This window comes from Streptomyces sp. SID13666 (assembly GCF_010548325.1).
GTDB lineage: Bacteria > Actinomycetota > Actinomycetes > Streptomycetales > Streptomycetaceae > Actinacidiphila > Actinacidiphila fildesensis.
The window spans coordinates 102,321-118,879 of sequence record NZ_JAAGLX010000024.1 but is presented as its reverse complement, the minus strand read 5'-3'; the positions used below and the strand labels follow the sequence as shown (position 1 = coordinate 118,879).

Annotated in this window: 16 protein-coding genes; 7 read left to right on the top strand and 9 right to left on the bottom strand. The window is 68.7% G+C overall.

Annotated features, from left to right (window positions below; all coding sequences use genetic code 11):
• Positions 1-3: 3 nt before the first annotated feature.
• From murJ to trxA, 6 genes are all read left to right on the top strand, one after another.
• On the top strand, positions 4-2,112 hold the full coding sequence (murJ, locus tag G3I60_RS27055; RefSeq protein ID WP_138351163.1) for a murein biosynthesis integral membrane protein MurJ: 2,109 nt from the start codon (positions 4-6) through the stop codon (positions 2,110-2,112).
• A gap of 124 nt (positions 2,113-2,236) precedes the next feature.
• On the top strand, positions 2,237-3,940 hold the full coding sequence (locus G3I60_RS27050) for a protein kinase family protein (protein ID WP_164295678.1): 1,704 nt from the start codon (positions 2,237-2,239) through the stop codon (positions 3,938-3,940).
• 21 nt (positions 3,941-3,961) lie between these two features.
• Complete coding sequence (gene sigM / locus G3I60_RS27045; RefSeq protein WP_164295677.1) at positions 3,962-4,639, top strand: RNA polymerase sigma factor SigM; 678 nt, start codon at positions 3,962-3,964, stop codon at positions 4,637-4,639.
• The gene (locus tag G3I60_RS27040) at positions 4,636-5,538 is read left to right on the top strand and encodes a hypothetical protein (protein WP_343241448.1); all 903 of its coding nucleotides are present in this window, start codon (positions 4,636-4,638) and stop codon (positions 5,536-5,538) included. The genes sigM and G3I60_RS27040 overlap by 4 nt, the downstream gene beginning before the upstream one ends.
• A gap of 101 nt (positions 5,539-5,639) precedes the next feature.
• Positions 5,640-6,590: a thioredoxin-disulfide reductase gene (gene trxB, locus G3I60_RS27035; RefSeq protein ID WP_164295676.1), complete on the top strand. Its 951-nt coding sequence runs from the start codon at positions 5,640-5,642 to the stop codon at positions 6,588-6,590.
• Between the two features lie 48 nt (positions 6,591-6,638).
• Positions 6,639-6,977, top strand: coding sequence for a thioredoxin (gene trxA, locus G3I60_RS27030; RefSeq protein ID WP_138351167.1), 339 nt, complete (start codon positions 6,639-6,641; stop codon positions 6,975-6,977).
• Between the two features lie 96 nt (positions 6,978-7,073).
• Here the strand turns inward: trxA and G3I60_RS27025 are convergent, their stop codons facing one another.
• The 9 genes from G3I60_RS27025 to rpmH all read right to left on the bottom strand — a co-directional run bounded on the left by G3I60_RS27025 (position 7,074) and on the right by rpmH (position 13,741).
• Complete coding sequence (locus tag G3I60_RS27025; RefSeq protein WP_164295675.1) at positions 7,074-7,691, bottom strand: GNAT family N-acetyltransferase; 618 nt, start codon at positions 7,689-7,691, stop codon at positions 7,074-7,076.
• Between the two features lie 263 nt (positions 7,692-7,954).
• The gene (locus tag G3I60_RS27020; RefSeq protein ID WP_138351169.1) at positions 7,955-9,049 is read right to left on the bottom strand and encodes a ParB/RepB/Spo0J family partition protein; all 1,095 of its coding nucleotides are present in this window, start codon (positions 9,047-9,049) and stop codon (positions 7,955-7,957) included.
• Positions 9,046-10,095 (bottom strand): ParA family protein, encoded by a 1,050-nt coding sequence (locus G3I60_RS27015; RefSeq protein ID WP_138351170.1) that lies wholly within the window; start codon positions 10,093-10,095, stop codon positions 9,046-9,048. Before G3I60_RS27015 ends, G3I60_RS27020 begins: the two co-directional genes overlap by 4 nt.
• 233 nt (positions 10,096-10,328) lie before the next feature.
• On the bottom strand, positions 10,329-11,093 hold the full coding sequence (gene rsmG, locus G3I60_RS27010) for a 16S rRNA (guanine(527)-N(7))-methyltransferase RsmG (protein ID WP_138351171.1): 765 nt from the start codon (positions 11,091-11,093) through the stop codon (positions 10,329-10,331).
• 102 nt (positions 11,094-11,195) lie between these two features.
• Complete coding sequence (locus tag G3I60_RS27005) at positions 11,196-11,714, bottom strand: R3H domain-containing nucleic acid-binding protein (protein WP_138351172.1); 519 nt, start codon at positions 11,712-11,714, stop codon at positions 11,196-11,198.
• A gap of 26 nt (positions 11,715-11,740) precedes the next feature.
• Positions 11,741-12,880, bottom strand: coding sequence for a membrane protein insertase YidC (gene yidC, locus G3I60_RS27000; RefSeq protein WP_138351173.1), 1,140 nt, complete (start codon positions 12,878-12,880; stop codon positions 11,741-11,743).
• Between the two features lie 3 nt (positions 12,881-12,883).
• Positions 12,884-13,216 (bottom strand): membrane protein insertion efficiency factor YidD, encoded by a 333-nt coding sequence (yidD, locus tag G3I60_RS26995; protein ID WP_138351174.1) that lies wholly within the window; start codon positions 13,214-13,216, stop codon positions 12,884-12,886.
• Complete coding sequence (rnpA, locus tag G3I60_RS26990) at positions 13,213-13,584, bottom strand: ribonuclease P protein component (protein ID WP_138351175.1); 372 nt, start codon at positions 13,582-13,584, stop codon at positions 13,213-13,215. The genes yidD and rnpA overlap by 4 nt, the downstream gene beginning before the upstream one ends.
• Before the next feature lie 19 nt (positions 13,585-13,603).
• Positions 13,604-13,741, bottom strand: coding sequence for a 50S ribosomal protein L34 (gene rpmH / locus G3I60_RS26985; protein WP_138351176.1), 138 nt, complete (start codon positions 13,739-13,741; stop codon positions 13,604-13,606).
• A gap of 396 nt (positions 13,742-14,137) precedes the next feature.
• Here rpmH and dnaA point away from each other — a divergent pair, with 396 nt between their 5' ends.
• A complete protein-coding gene (gene dnaA, locus G3I60_RS26980; RefSeq protein ID WP_138351177.1) occupies positions 14,138-15,910 on the top strand; it encodes a chromosomal replication initiator protein DnaA in 1,773 nt (590 codons plus the stop codon).
• Positions 15,911-16,559: the final 649 nt, after the last annotated feature.

The window sequence follows — 16,559 nt, the reverse complement described above, 5'->3', positions numbered from 1 at the left end:
CAGATGAACGCGCCGTACGACGGTGACCGCGACCGGGAGACTCCGGCCGGAGATCCGCGCGCACAGGTACCGCCGCCACCCCCGGGCTCCCACCCGGTCCCGCCGGACCCTTATCTGCAGAACACCTACGCCCACGATCCGTACCAGCAGCAGGATCCGACCGCGCAGGACCCCGTCGGCGAGGCGCTCTACGACCGCGCCGCGCACCCTCCGCCGCCGCCCCCTCCCTACGGGCAGCCGTGGCCCCCGCAGCAACAGCAGTACCAGATGCCGTACGGCGACGACGCCACCACGCAGTACGTCGGGGTGGACGACCTGGTGACCCACGCGGCCGAGGAGCCGCCCCCGTACGACGCGTTCGCGCACCTGTACCGCGACCAGCAGCCCACCGCGGCGCCCGTCGGGCCGCCCGTGGAGCCTGTTGTGCCCGAGCCGGAGCAGCAGGCGGCCCCGGTCCCCGCGCCCCGCTCCGCCGGCCGTGGCGGCAGCATCCTGAAGTCCAGCGCCCTGATGGCGGCCGGCACCCTGGTCTCCCGCCTCACCGGCTTCGTCCGCACCCTGGTCATCGCCGCGGCGATCGGTGTCGCCACCCTCGGCGACTCCTACGCGGTCGCGATGGTCCTGCCCACGATGATCTACATCCTCACCGTCGGCGGCGGCCTCAACTCCGTCTTCGTCCCGCTGCTGGTCCGCGCGATGAAGGACGACGAGGACGGCGGCACCGCGTTCGCGAACCGGCTGCTGACCCTCGTCATGGTCATTCTCGGCGGCATCGTCACGCTCACCGTGATCGCGGCCCCGCTGCTGGTCCGCATGATGTCCACGAAGATCGCGGACAACCCGGCCACCTTCGACGTCGCGGTGACCTTCGCCCGCTACTGCCTGCCCACGATCTTCTTCATGGGTGTGCACGTCGTGATGGGCCAGATCCTCAACGCCCGCGGCAAGTTCGGCGCGATGATGTGGACCCCGGTCCTCAACAACATCGTCGTCATCTTCACCTTCGGCATGTTCATCTGGGTCTACGGCTCCTACGGCACGACCAAGATGGACGCCACCACGATCTCCCCCGAGGGCATCCAGCTGCTCGGCATCGGCACCCTGCTGGGCCTGGCCGTGCAGTCCATCGCGATGCTGCCCTATCTGCGCGAGGCGGGCTTCAAGTTCCGGCTGCGCTTCGACTGGCGCGGCCACGGACTCGGCCATGCCGCGAAGCTGGCCAAGTGGACGTTCTTCTTCGTCCTCGCCAACCAGGCCGGCCTCATCGTCGTCACCCAGCTCGCCACCTGGGCCGGGTCCGAGGCCGACAAGCTCGGTTTCCAGGGCACCGGCATCACCGCCTACAACAACGCGCTGCTGATCTGGCAGATGCCGCAGGCGATCATCACGGTCTCCGTCATGGCCGCCGTGCTGCCCCGGATCTCCCGCGCCGCCCACGACGGGGACTCACCTGCGGTCCGCGACGACATCTCCTACGGCCTGCGCACCTCGGCCGTGGCCATCGTCCCGGCCGCCTTCGCCTTCCTCGCCCTCGGCGTCCCGATGTGCAGCCTGCTGTACGCCGGCACCGGAACGGACTCCGCGCGCAACATCGGATTCATCCTGATGGCCTTCGGGATCGGACTGATCCCGTTCTCCGTGCAGTACGTCGTGCTGCGCGGCTTCTACGCCTTCGAGGACACCCGCACCCCCTTCTACAACACGGTGATCGTCGCCGCGGTGAACGCCGTCGCGTCCGCGGTCTGCTTCGTCGTGCTCCCCTCCCGCTGGGCCGTGGTCGGTATGGCCTTCTCCTACGGGCTGGCCTACGCGGTCGGCGTCGGCGTCGCCGTCAGGCGGCTGCGCACCCGGCTGGGCGGCGACCTCGACGGCAAGCGCATCACCCGGACGTACGCACGCCTCACCGGCGCCTGCGTCCCCGCCGCCCTGGCCGCCGGGGTCGCGGTCTACGGCATCACCCGGACCCTGGGCAGCGGGGCTTCCGGCTCGCTGGTCTCCCTGATCGTCGGCGGCGCACTGCTGATCGGCGTCTTCTACATCGCCGCCAAGCGCATGAGGATCGAGGAAATGACCGCGATGGTCGGAATGGTGCGCGGCAGACTCGGCCGCTGATCGAAAGAACACGGCGGGCAACCATCGGCTCCCGCCGTGTGTCGTGCATAGAGCCGGACTGTGGGCACAATTGGCCTTGGCTCTGAAGTGGGATCGCGCAACGGATGGGGAGGCAGGAACGACGGTGGCGGATCGGAGTACGGCTGCCGTCGGAGTGGCCAACGAGAGCGGCGAACCGCCGCCCACCGTCCAGCAGGACGGGGCCACACCCGACGAGACGACGGATCAGGACAACCCCCAGGACGCGCGGGACGAACCGCAGGACGAGGCAGCGGAGCAGCACAAGGGCAAGAGCAAGCCGCCGGAACTCCACAGCGGCCACAAGCTGGCCCGCCGCTACCAGTTGGAGGAGTGCGTCACCCGCCTCGACGGCTTCAGCAGCTGGCGGGCGGTCGACGAGAAGCTACGGCGTGCCGTGGGCATCCATCTCCTGCCCGCCGACCACTCCAGGGCCCGTCAGGTGCTCGCGGCCGCCCGTTCGGCCGCACTCCTGGGTGATCCCCGTTTCGTCCAGGTCCTCGACGCGGTCGAGGAGAACGACCTCGTCTACGTCATCCACGAATGGCTCCCCGACGCCGCCGCGCTCAGTGACAGCCTGGCCGCCGGACCGCTGGAGCCGCACGACGCCTACCAGATGGTCAGCCAGGTCTCCCAGGCCATGGCCGCCGCCCACCGCGAGGGACTGGCGCATCTGCGGCTCAGCCCGGGCTCCGTACTGCGCACCGGTTCCGGGCAGTACCGCATCCGCGGCCTCGCCGTCACCGCCGCACTGCGCGGCCTGAAGTCCGAACGGCCGCAGCGCGAGGACACCGAGGCGATCGGCGCGCTGCTCTACGCCTCGCTCACCCGGCGCTGGCCCTACGAGGAGGACGCGTACGGCCTCACCGGCCTGCCCAAGGCCGTCGGGCTCGTCGCCCCCGACCAGGTGCGCGCGGGGGTCCACCGCGGGCTGTCCGAGATCGCTATGCGCGCGCTCGTCAACGAGGGTGCCACCGCCTCCCGCGAGGAATCGCCGTGCACCACTCCGGAGGAGCTGGCCCGAGCGGTCGCCGGCCTGCCCCGGATCAAGCCCCCTGAGCCGGACATCTCGCCGTACCAGCGCACCACGTACCAGCAGGGCCCCTACCGCCAGACGCCCGCCACGCCCCGGCCGGCACCGGCGTCCCCCGCTCCGCCGCCGGCCCTTCCCGGCCGCACCGGCAAGGTACTCAAGTGGGCCGTTTCCGCGCTGCTGATCGCCGCGCTGGGATTGGGCAGCTGGCAGCTCGCGGACACCCTCATGGGCCGCGAGGAACAGAGCAAGGAAGACACCGGCACCTCCCAGCGGGCCGGCCAGGACCCCAGCAGCGCCGCTCCCGGCACACCGCTGGCCATCTCCTCGGCCAGTGAGTTCTCGCCGCTGGCCGCCCCGATAGCGCCCGACAAGGTCGCGTTCGCCGTCGACGGCAAGGCCGACACCTCCTGGATCACCAGCAACTACAAGGGCCAGTCGAACTTCGGCAACCTGCCCAACCGCATCCAGGGCAGTGGCATCATCGTCGACCTGGGCAGCCGGCGTAAGGTCACCGGCATCGACCTCACGATGTGGGTACCCGGCCAGACCGTGGAGGTGCTGGCCGCGGCACCGGACGCTTCCCAGCCCACCACCCTGGCGGCCTTCCCGCAGCGGCTCGCCCCGGCGGCCAAGGCCGGGAGCACCGTTCAGGTGACCGCCGGCCAGCAGGTGGAAACGCGCTACATCCTGATCCACATCACCGACCTGCCGCCCGAGTCCGGTGGTGGCTTCCGTGGCGGCATCACGGAAATAAAGGTCCTCGGCAACAGCTGAGCAGCGGACGGGGAGGCGCTTGTGGACGACGGCAGCAAGCCGGGGGAGGAGGCCAGCGACGCTGATCTCCTCGCCCGGCACGTCGCGGGAGACCCCGACGCCTTCGGGGAGATCGTCCGGCGCCACCGCGACCGCCTCTGGGCGGTCGCTCTGCGCACTCTGGGGGACCGCGAGGAAGCCGCCGACGCCGTCCAGGACGCTCTGGTGTCCGCCTTCCGTGCCGCCCACACCTTCCGGGGCCAGTCCGCGGTGACCACCTGGCTGCACCGGATAACCGTGAACGCGTGCCTGGACCGGGCGCGCAAGACCGCCTCCCGGCGCACTTCCCCCGTCGTCGACGAGGACCGCTTCGAGACGCTCCTCGAACCGCATGAATCCGCCGCCGCCCCCGCCGAGCGCGGCGAGCTCCACCGCGAACTGATCACCGCCCTGGCCACCCTGCCTCCCGATCAGCGCGCCGCCCTTGTCCTGGTGGACATGCAGGGCTACCCCGTCGCCGAGGCCGCCGCCGTACTCGATGTGCCGACCGGCACCGTGAAGAGCAGATGCGCGCGCGGCCGGGCACGGCTCCTTCCACTCCTCACTCATCTGCGCGCCGACCAGGGGAGTAACGCGGACCCAGGCCGGGGAAGGAACCGGACGGAGGGGACATCCGTCCCAGAGACGGCAACGGAAAAGGGCGGAGGTGGCCACCAGTGACTTCGACGACGGGGATGGACGCACACCCCGAGGTCTCGGAGATCTCGGACCTGGCCGAAGGCCTCCTTCCGCCGGGCCGCTCCGCGGACGTACGCGGCCATCTCGACGGCTGCGCGCTCTGCTCCGACGTGCGCACCTCGCTGGACGAGATCCGCAACCTGCTGGGCACACTCCCCGGCCCCCCGCGCATGCCCGCCGACATCGCCGGCCGCATCGATGCCGCACTCGCCGCCGAAGCACTGCTCGACTCGACGGCGCCCCCGGCTGTTCCACGTGAAACAGCCGACGCATCGGTTCCACGTGGAACAGCGGCGGCGGCCGATCGGCCCACCGGCCACTCTCCGGCCTCCACGGGACCCGGACGCGGCCACGCCCGCCCCCGGCGCCGCTGGGCCAGGACACTGCTCGTCACGGCCTCCACGGTCGCGGTCCTGGGTCTCGGCGGCGTCCTGCTGCACTCCGTCGACCTGACGACGAACAAGACCAACGATTCGGCCAGAAAGGACGCGGGCGTTCACGCCACCGCGCGGCAGCCCGGCGAATCGCCGAATGTCGCCGAGGCCGGCAGCGCCCTGAAAGCGCGCGTCCATGAGCTCCTGGGTCTCCCGGCGCACGTCGTCAGCGGCAAGGATCCGCAGTCCCCGGCGCTCGGCTCCGACACCCCTGCCACCACGCCGCTGCGCACCCAATCCGTCCCCCTGCCGCCGTGTGTGCAGAACGGCATCCACCGCTCCGAGCAGCCGCTCGCCTCCGCACACGAACCGTATGAGGGCACCGACGCGTATCTGGTGGTCCTTCCGCATCCCGGCGACCCGGCCCATGTCGATCTGTATGTCGTGGACGCCGGCTGCTCCACCAAGCCGGGCCGGGTACTTCGCCAGGACACGTACGCGCGCTGACGGCGTACCACTGCGGGAATGCTGGACCCTTAGGATCCGTTAGGCAGGACGAGAGTCCCGCCAGGGCCCCGCAGTAGTCGGTAGAGACGAGGAAGACACCCGTGAGCGACGTCCGTAACGTGATCATCATCGGATCCGGGCCTGCGGGCTACACCGCCGCGCTGTACACAGCGCGCGCCGCCCTGAAGCCGCTGGTCTTCGAGGGATCGGTCACCGCAGGCGGTGCGCTGATGAACACCACCGAGGTGGAGAACTTCCCCGGCTTCCGCGAGGGCATCCTCGGCCCGGACCTCATGGACAACATGCGCGCCCAGGCCGAGCGCTTCGGCGCCGAGCTCATCCCCGACGACGTGGTCGCGGTGGACCTCAGCGGTGACATCAAGACCGTCACCGACACCGAGGGCACCGTCCACCGGGCGAAGGCCGTCATCGTCACCACCGGCTCCCAGCACCGCAAGCTGAACCTCCCGAACGAGGACCAGCTCTCCGGCCGCGGGGTCTCCTGGTGTGCCACCTGTGACGGCTTCTTCTTCAAGGACCAGGACATCGCCGTCATCGGCGGCGGCGACACGGCGATCGAGGAAGCGACGTTCCTCTCCCGCTTCGCCAAGTCCGTGACGATCGTCCACCGCCGCGACAGCCTGCGTGCCTCGAAGGCCATGCAGGAGCGCGCCTTCGCCGACCCGAAGATCTCGTTCGTGTGGGACAGCGAAGTCGCTGAGATCCACGGCGAGAACAAGCTGTCCGGCCTCACGCTGCGCAGCACCAAGAACGGTGAGACCTCGGAGCTGCCCGTCACCGGGCTGTTCATCGCCATCGGCCACGACCCGCGCACCGAGCTGTTCAAGGGCGTGCTGGAACTGGACGGCGAGGGATACCTCACGGTCGACGCGCCCAGCACCCGTACCAACATCTCCGGTGTCTTCGCCGCCGGTGACGTCGTGGACCACACCTACCGTCAGGCGATCACGGCGGCCGGCACCGGCTGCTCGGCCGCGCTGGACGCCGAACGCTTCCTCGCCGCCCTCGCGGACGCCGAGAAGACCGCCTGACCCTCACCAACCCTCTCCCCCACACGTATCAAGCCTGAGGAGACTGCCGTGGCCGGCAAGACCAAGATTGTGACCGACGCGACCTTCGCCGAGGAGGTCCTCGCCAGCGACAAGCCCGTGCTGGTCGACTTCTGGGCCGAGTGGTGCGGCCCGTGCCGGCAGATCGCCCCCTCCCTGGAGGCGATCGCCGAGGAGCACGCCGAGGACATCACCATCGTCAAGCTCAACATCGACGAGAACCCGGTCACCGCTGCCAAGTACGGCGTGATGTCGATCCCGACGCTCAACGTCTACAAGGGCGGCGAGGTCGTGAAGACCATCGTCGGCGCCAAGCCGAAGGCCGCCATCAAGCGCGATCTGGCGGACTTCATCGGCGACGCCGTCTGAGACGACGTCGTCCGGTTCCACCGTTCGACCGTTCCACGTGAAACAGGCCCGCTCCTCGAAGGAGCGGGCCTGTTCGCGTTCCGGGGTGTCCACACCTCACAGTGGCCTGAGGACCGGCTCCTTCTGGACGGCTCCCAGCAGCCGGTCGATCGCCATCTCGACGTCTTCCTTCCAGGAGATCGTCGATCGCAGCTCCAGCCGCAGCCGGGGATAACGCGGATGGGCGCGTACCGTCTTGAAGCCCACCGCGAGTAGGTGGTCGGCCGGCAGGACACAGCCCGGCTCGGCCCACTTGGCGTCGCCGAACGCCTCGACCGCTTTGACTCCACGGCGTACCAGGTCCTTGGCGACCGTCTGCACCAGGACCCGCCCGATGCCCTGCCCCTGGTACCCGGGCATGATCCTGGCGGTCATCAGCTGCACGGCGTCCGGTGACACCGGACTGGTGGGAAAGGCCATGGAGCGCGGGACATACGCCGGCGGCGCGTAGAGGACGAAGCCGGCCGGGACGTCGTCGACGTACACCACCCGGCCGCACGAGCCCCACTCCAGCAGGACCGCGGAGATCCAGGCCTCCTTCTCCAGCTCCGGCTTGCCCGCCTGCACGGCGGCCTCACCGCTTACCGGATCGAGTTCCCAGAAGACGCACGCTCTGCAGCGCTTGGGGAGATCCGAGAGGTTGTCCAACGTGAGCGGAACGAGCCGACGCCCCATACGGCCAAGCCCTCATTTCTGTCGCGAACCAAACTGCCCACGAATCCCCCCACCGCCCCCAAGCCCAGTCCCGCTGCTACGAGAGCGGCCATGTGCCGCTCGTGCTCCAGTCCGACCTTCGACGCACTCATGGGCTTCCCTCCCCAGAGAGGCTCCCTACCCCTACGCATCGTAGTCTCGCCCCCTGTCCCAGGACACTGAGGACAAGCAAAGAGCGGGTGGTGTTCCGGCCGGAACACCACCCGCTCCCCTGAACGGCGGACTCATTCGACGTCGTCGTCGGACTCCTCGTCGAGCCTGCTCTCCAGGACCTTGCCTTCACCGGGGGCCATCGTCCCCAGGATCCGCTCCAGATCCTCTATCGAGGCGAACTCCACCACGATCTTTCCGCGCTTCTGCCCCAGGTCGACCTTCACCCGGGTGTCGAACCGGTCCGACAGCCGGGTGGCGAGATTGGTCAGCGCCGGGGAGACCCGCCGTCCGGCCCTCGGGCCCACGGCCTTCTTCGCGCTCTGCGGCTCGGCGTTCATCAGAGTGACGATCTCTTCGACCGCCCGCACCGACAGCCCCTCGGCCACGATGCGGTGCGCCAGCAGATCCTGATCCTCCCCGTCCTCCAGGGAGAGCAGAGCGCGCGCGTGTCCGAAGGAGATCACTCCGGCCGCGACCCGTCGCTGCACGGGCGCAGAGAGCTTCAGCAGGCGCAGCGTGTTGGAGACCTGGGAGCGCGAGCGCCCGATCCGGTCGGCCAACTGCTCATGCGTGCAGGCGAAGTCCCGCAGCAGCTGGTCGTAGGCCGCCGCCTCTTCCAGCGGGTTCAGCTGGGCGCGGTGCAGGTTCTCCAGGAGCGCGTCCAGGAGAAGCTTCTCGTCCTCGGTCGCCCGGACGATGGCCGGGATGTTCTCCAGACCGGCCTCCCGGCAGGCCCGCCACCGGCGCTCGCCCATGATGAGCTCATAGCGCTCCGGCCCCGCCTGTCGCACGACGACCGGCTGGAGCAGGCCCACTTCCTTGATGGAGGTGATGAGCTCGTTCAGCGCCTCTTCGTCGAACACCTCACGGGGCTGACGCGAGTTGGGCGTGATCGAGTCGATCGGCAGCTCGGCGAAGTAGGCGCTCGGCGCCGGGGGCGCTTCGGCTGCCGGCGGATCCGGCTCTGTTTCACGTGAAACCGGGATGTCCACCGTCGGCGGAGCATCCTGGGCTCTGGAGTTCAGACCGGCGACCTTGGTGGCCGCCAGCAAGCTCCGGTCCGCGGTCAGCAGCGGCACCGCTGACGGCGATGTACCCGCCGATGACGGTGCCGCCGGGATCAGCGCGCCTAGACCACGGCCGAGCCCTCTGCGTCGATCACTCACTGGATCCCCTCCGACATGCTGTGCTGATCATGCTCATTGGTGCCCTCGGCGCCGCGCAACGCCATCTCACGCGCCGCTTCGAGGTAGGACAGTGCCCCGCTGGAGCCCGGGTCGTAGGTCAGCACGGTCTGGCCGTAGCTGGGTGCCTCCGAGATCCGGACCGAGCGCGGGATGCTCGTGCGCAGCACTTCCTTGCCGAAGTGGGTACGCACCTCATCCGCGACCTGCGCGGCGAGCCGGGTCCGGCCGTCGTACATGGTCAACAGGATGGTTGATACATGCAGCTTGGGGTTGAGATGAGCGCGGACCAGATCCACGTTCTTCAGCAGCTGCCCCAGGCCTTCCAGCGCGTAATACTCGCACTGGATCGGGATGACCACCTCGGCGCCGGCCACCAGAGCGTTCACGGTGAGCAGGCCGAGCGACGGCGGGCAGTCGATGAGGACATAGTCCAGCGGCTGCTCATAGGCCTCGATGGCCCGCTGCAGCCGGCTCTCCCGTGCCACCAGGGACACGAGCTCGATCTCGGCACCGGCGAGATCGATCGTGGCCGGCGCACAGAACAGCCCCTCGACATCGAGGACCGGCTGTACGACCTCGGAGAGCGGTCGGCTCTCCACCAGGACGTCATAGATCGACGGCACATCGGCATGGTGGTCGATGCCCAGCGCCGTGGAGGCGTTGCCCTGGGGATCGAGGTCGATCACCAGCACCCGCGCCCCGTGCAGGGCGAGCGATGCGGCGAGGTTGACCGTGGTCGTGGTCTTCCCGACCCCGCCCTTCTGATTGGCCACCACCATCACTCGGGTCTGAGCCGGCCGAGGGAGCCCCTCGCCGGCCCGACCGAGCGCTTCGACCGCCAACTGGGCGGCGCGACCGATGGGGGTGTCGTCCATCGGGGGCAATGTTTCACGTGAAACATCACCCCCGAATGATTCCGAACGGGGACCGGGGACCGGATCGGTCATCGGCCCCGCGATGTTGGCGTCGGACCGCAAGGATTCACTCTCCTCGACTACAGGCTCGCAATGCACAGAGCCTGCCATGCTTTCGGGGTCGTGAACCAGCGAGGCCCGACTGCCTGTGGATGAATCCACCTCATGGGCCGACTTTGAGGGCTTCTTGGCGCGCGCCTCAGCCGCGGCACGACCGCGGCTGAGGACTCCTGGGAGCAGGGAGCGACGTTTCACGTGGAACACGATGCACAGCGATGTGCCCGTTATCTCGGAGACACTCCGGATTATGTCGTTTTGGCCGTTTGTATGGAGTAGAACGCGCCTCAGTACCGGCGCCGGCCCGAGTTCTTCGCCGCCCGGCTGGCTCGCGCCGCCTTCGCCCTGCGCGTCGCCGCCCGCACGCCGCCGGGGCTCTCCCCGACCACGACCCGCACCACCGTCGACAGCGGATCCACCACGCCCTCGCCGACCTGCACCACCGAGCTCTCCACGGCACCGAGCCGGCCGAGCGCGGCCCGCGCCGCCTTCAGCTCCTCCTCGGCCGTGTCCCCCTTCAGAACGGCCATCTCGCCGTGCGGACGCAGCAGCGGAAGCCCCCAGCCGGCCAGCCGCTCCAGCGGGGCCACCGCGCGGGCCGTCACCACATCCACCGCCGGGAGCTTGCCCACCATCTCCTCGGCACGCCCCCGCACCACGGTCACATTGGACAGCGCCAGTAGCTTGACCACCTCGTCGAGGAACGTGGTCCGCCGCAGCAGCGGCTCCAGCAGGGTGATCTGCAGATCAGGGCGGGCCAGCGCCAGCGGAATCCCGGGCAGTCCCGCCCCGGAGCCCACATCGCACACCGTCATGTCCTGCGGGATCACCTCGGAGAGCACCGCACAGTTCAGCAGATGCCGCTCCCACAGCCGGGGCACCTCACGAGGACCGATCAGCCCCCGGCGCACCCCCGCGTCGGCCAGCAGCTCCGCATAGCGGACCGCATCGGCGAAACGCTCGCCGAACACTGCCTGCGCCTGCTCGGGCGGTGCGGGAAGTTCCGCCGCCGCCTCCGCCGCTGCCTCCGTCACGAGGACTGTCCTTTCCATCGATCCCGTTGCCGCACACCGCGACTTCCAGGCTTACAAGGATCGGCCCCGTCCGCGAGCAGACGGGGCCGACTGAGCCGTACCGGGCCGTGCTCGGCCCGATCAGACCGGAAGCACGACCACCCGGCGCTCGGGCTCCTCGCCCTCGGACTCGCTGCGCAGCCCCGCGGCGGCGACCGCGTCATGCACGACCTTGCGCTCGAACGGCGTCATCGGGTCCAGCTTGACCGGCTGCCCGGTGTCCTTCGCCTCGTCCGCCGCCTTGGCGCCCAGCAGCGCCAGCTCGGTCCGCTTACGGGCCCGGAAGCCACCGATGTCCAGCATCAGCCGACTGCGGTCGCCGGTCTCCCGGTGCACCGCGAGACGCGTCAGCTCCTGCAGTGCCTCAAGCACCTCGCCGTCCCGCCCGACCAGCTTGTTCAGGTCACGGCTGGAGGAGTCGCCGACGATCGAGACAGCAGCTCGCTCGCCCTCGACATCCATGTCGATGTCCCCGTCGAGGTCCGCGATGTCGAGCAGACCCTCCAGGTAGTCGGCTGCGATCTCGCCTTCCTGCTCAAGGCGGGACAGGCGATCGGCGGAGCCGCCGTCGGTCACAGTGGTGCTGTTGCCTTCCGTCACGGATGGGCTCCTCATCAGGTTCTGCACTACTTCTTGGACGGGTGCTTGGGGCGCTGCTGACCCTTGCGCTGTCCGCCCTTGGACGTTCTGGGGGAGCCGGACGCGGTGGAGCCGCCGGACGGCTTGGCGTCCTCGGGCTCCTTCTTCGTCAGGCTCGGCTTGTCACCGGTCTTGTCCGAAGCGGCCGAGGCCGACGATCCGGACGCGGAACCCTGAGCGGCGCCGGCGGCCGTCGTACGGCGCGCCTTGGTCTGCCGCTTCGGCTGCTGGCGGTTGGCGCGGGCGACCTCGACGGCCTCCTTGGCCGCGATCTCCTCGGGCGGCTCCACCAGCTTGCCCTTGGCCCGCAGCCGGTCCTGGCGCTGCTTGAAGGCCAGGCTGCCCGGCGTCGGGTTCCGGCGGATGACGAACATCTGCTGGCCCATGGTCCACAGGTTGGTGGTCAGCCAGTAGACGAGGACACCCACGGGGAAGTTGATACCCATCACGGCGAACATGACGGGGAAGACGTACATCAGCATCTTCTGCTGCTGCATGAACGGCGTCTTGACCGTCATGTCGACGTTCTTCGTCATCAGCTGGCGCTGCGTGTAGAACTGCGACGCCGACATCATGACGATCATGATCGCGGTGACGACCCGGACGTCGGTGATGGAGGCACCCAGCGCCGCGACCTTGTCGGAACTCTCGGTGAACTTGGCCGCCAGCGGAGCGCCGAAGATGTGCGCCTTCTTGGCGCTGTCCAGCAGCGGCTGGTTGATCGCACCGATCGTGTCGCCGTTGGCGATGCTGCTCAGCACGCGGTACAGGGCGAAGAAGAACGGCGACTGAGCGATGATCGGCAGGCACGAGGAGAGCGGGTTGGTACCCGTCTCCTTGTACAGCTTCATCATCTCTTCGGACTGTCGCTGCTTGTCGCTCTTGTAGCGCTCCTGGATCGCCTTCATCTTCGGCTGGAGCGCCTGCATGTTGCGGGTCGACTTGATCTGCTTCACGAACAGCGGGATCAGACAGATCCGGATCAGGACCACGAGCGACACGATGGACAGGCCCCAGGCCCAGCCACTGTCGGCGCCGAAGATCTTCCCGTACACCGAGTGGAACTGGACGATGATCCAGGAGACCGGCGTGGTGATAAAACTGAACAGATTCGAGATCGTGTCCACTAATCAGGCTCCTTGAGCATGGGGCGAGGTCTCTGCGGCCGGGCTGGTCTCAGCGACGGCGGAGGGACCGCCCTTGCTGTTGCGCAACAAGTTGCGCAGCCGATCGTGCCACGGGGGGCGTTTACGTGGCGGAACATGATCGACACCACCGGGCGACCACGGATTGCACCGCAGGATGCGCCAGGCGGTCAGTGCCGACCCCTTTACCGCTCCATGCACGTCGATGGCCGTGTACCCGTAGTGCGAGCAGGAGGGGTAGTACCGGCAGACCGGGCCCAGCAAGGGGCTGATGGTCCACTGGTACACCTTGATCAGCGCCAGCAGTGGGTACTTCATCGCGCAACCCCTCCCAGCAGCCGCTGCAGGGCGGCGTCCAGGTCGCGGGCCAGCTGTGCATGGTCAGCACCACCCGCTCCGGGCAGCGCTCGTACGACTACCAGGCTACCGGGGGGCAGCAGGGCCAGCCGCTCGCGTACCAGGTGCCGCAGCCGGCGCTTCACAAGGTTGCGCTGCACGGCTCCGCCGACTGCTTTGCTCACGACGAAACCCGCACGTGCCGGGGGAGTGATCCCCCCCGATACGTGCGGGTCCATGGTCTCTGCCTGCAGATGGACAACCAGAAGCGGGCGACCCGCTCGGCGTCCTCGGCGTACCGCTGCCGCGAAGTCCTGGCGCCGCCTCAGCCGATTCTCGGTGGGCAGCACGGCATGTGACCTGTTGCGATCAGGCGGACAGGCGGGCGCGGCCCTTGACGCGGCGCGTCGCCAGGATGGCGCGGCCTGCACGCGTGCGCATCCGCAGACGGAAGCCGTGGGTCTTGGCGCGGCGGCGGTTGTTCGGCTGGAAGGTGCGCTTGCTCACTCGGGGGCTCCAGGGAAAATCGGATGAGGCGGGACGTCGCCTGGCTGTCACCGTGCGCCCACGAAAAACTCGCGGACCATTTAGGTGCACCGCTTGACGATCTTCCAGGGGGTCCCGGTAGATCCTCGCCCATCGGTAGGCAGGCGGCAGCAGCCATCGACAACTCGACCTCGATACGGTACGTGCGGTTGACCCATCCGGTCAAACCGGGGTCACCTGGGACTCCGTTTGTGCACAGCCTGTGGACAACGACTTGAACCACTGGGCCTGCGCTGACTACCGTGGCCGAACTCGGGCATCTACCGCACACCCGACCCGACATCCTTCCCGTCCGTCCCAAGAACCACACCTTCGTGGGATTCCTCGGCACCACCAGCGACTGAGAGAGCGTGCACTGTGGCTGACGTATCTGCCGATCTAGCCGCAGTGTGGCCCCGCGTACTCCAGAAGATCCTGGTGGAGAGCGAGGACCTCAAGCCGAAGGACGCGGAGTGGCTCAAGCGCACCCAGCCGCTCGCCCTCGTCGCGGGCACCGCGGTGCTGTCCGCCCCGAACGAGTTCGCCAAGAGCGTCCTCGAAGGGCGCCTGCTGCCACTGATCACCGAAGTCCTCAGCCGTGAGTTCGGACACCCGGTCGGCATCGCCATCGCCGTCGCGTCCGGCGGCGACCAGGACGGTCCGGCGCCGGCCCCGCAGGAGCCGGTCCAGGAGCCCGCTCCGTACGGCCAGCACCGGCGGGAGTACGACGAGTCCTACGACCGGCCGCAGTCCGACCGCCCGTCCCACGACGACGGCCCCCGGATGCGCCGGGCCTACCCCGACCACCCGCCAGGACGCCCGGGCACCGACGAGTGGCCGCCCCGGCCCGCCGCCGACGACCCCTGGCAGCAGCCGCGGCTCGGCGGCTTCCAGGAGCGCGACAGCTACCAGAGCGACCGGGACCGCTACCCGGCGGACCGCGACCGTGAGTCCTATCCGCCGGCGCCGCAGTCCGGCTACCGGTCGCAGCCGCCGGAGCGCGACCGGCACGACTCGGGGCGCCACGACTCCGGACCCCGGGACGGACACCGCGACCAGCAGGGCCGCCACGACCAGGCGCCCCCCGGCCGCAGCAGCCAGGGCAGTGCCCCGAACGAGCCGACCGCCCGGCTGAACCCGAAGTACCTCTTCGACACCTTCGTCATCGGCTCGTCGAACCGGTTCGCGCACGCGGCGGCCGTGGCGGTCGCGGAGGCGCCGGCCAAGGCCTACAACCCGCTCTTCATCTACGGGGAGTCCGGGCTCGGCAAGACCCACCTGCTGCACGCCATCGGGCACTACGCGCGGAGCCTCTACCCCGGCACCCGGGTGCGGTACGTGAGCTCGGAGGAGTTCACCAACGAGTTCATCAACTCCATCCGCGACGGGAAGGGCGACACCTTCCGCAAGCGGTACCGGGAGATGGACATCCTGCTGGTCGACGACATCCAGTTCCTCGCGAGCAAGGAGTCGACGCAGGAGGAGTTCTTCCACACCTTCAACACCCTGCACAACGCGAACAAGCAGATCGTGCTCTCCTCCGACCGGCCGCCCAAGCAGCTGGTCACCCTCGAGGACCGGCTGCGCAACCGCTTCGAGTGGGGCCTGATCACGGACGTCCAGCCGCCCGAGCTGGAGACCCGGATCGCGATCCTGCGCAAGAAAGCGGTGCAGGAACAGCTCAACGCCCCGCCCGAGGTGCTGGAGTTCATCGCCTCGCGTATCTCGCGGAACATCCGCGAGCTGGAGGGCGCGCTGATCCGCGTCACCGCGTTCGCGAGCCTGAACCGGCAGCCGGTGGACCTGCAGCTCACCGAGATCGTCCTCAAGGACCTGATCCCGGGCGGCGAGGACTCGGTGCCGGACATCACCGGGCCCGCGATCATGGCAGAGACCGCGGCGTACTTCGGTCTGGCCGTGGACGACCTGTGCGGATCCTCGCGCAGCCGGGTGCTGGTCACCGCCCGTCAGATCGCGATGTACCTGTGCCGTGAGCTGACGGACCTGTCGCTGCCGAAGATCGGCGCGCTGTTCGGCGGCCGCGACCACACGACGGTGATGCACGCGGACCGCAAGATCCGGGCGCTGATGGCCGAACGGCGGTCCATCTACAACCAGGTGACCGAGCTGACGAACCGCATCAAGAGCTGATCCTGAGCGCGTCCAGGGCCCGTCCAGGGCTCGAACAACGGCCTCGATCACGGCCTCAATGACAGCTGAAGCACGGTGGAAACGTTCAGCGCCCCGGGAGTCGAACTCCCGGGGCGCTTCTTTTTGTTCGAATCCCGGGTCCTGACCGGGGCTTCTCCACAGGTTGGGCCGGAAACGGCCGTCCACACCCTGGGGACTGGGAAGTTGTCCCAACTGCCTCCACAGGCAGCCCCGCTGCATACTCATCAGGCGAGGTCAGTGGGTTGTGGATTTGTGGGAAACCTTCGTCCACAGCCTGTGGACAGAGATTGTGGTTACCGGTCGGTCCGGAGGTTGTCCACCGGCCGCCCACAGCCTGAAGGGGGTTGTACACAGCTTCTCCACACGTTTGTCCACTGTTCGGCAACAAAACGGCGTCTGTCCCCGGGGAGAGTGAACCGCGTCACACCAGGGGGGTGGATTGGGCTGGGGAGAACCCGGGTATTTCTGGGGACAGTGCTGGGGAGAAGTGGGGGTCCCCTGTGTATGCGGTGTGCACAACTTCTGGCTGTCCACAGAAGCGGGTGGTTATGCACCGCCTCCGCCCACAGGCGCGGTGGATAAAAAACGTGCTCTGACCTGCGCAGGAACCACTTATCCACGGTATCCA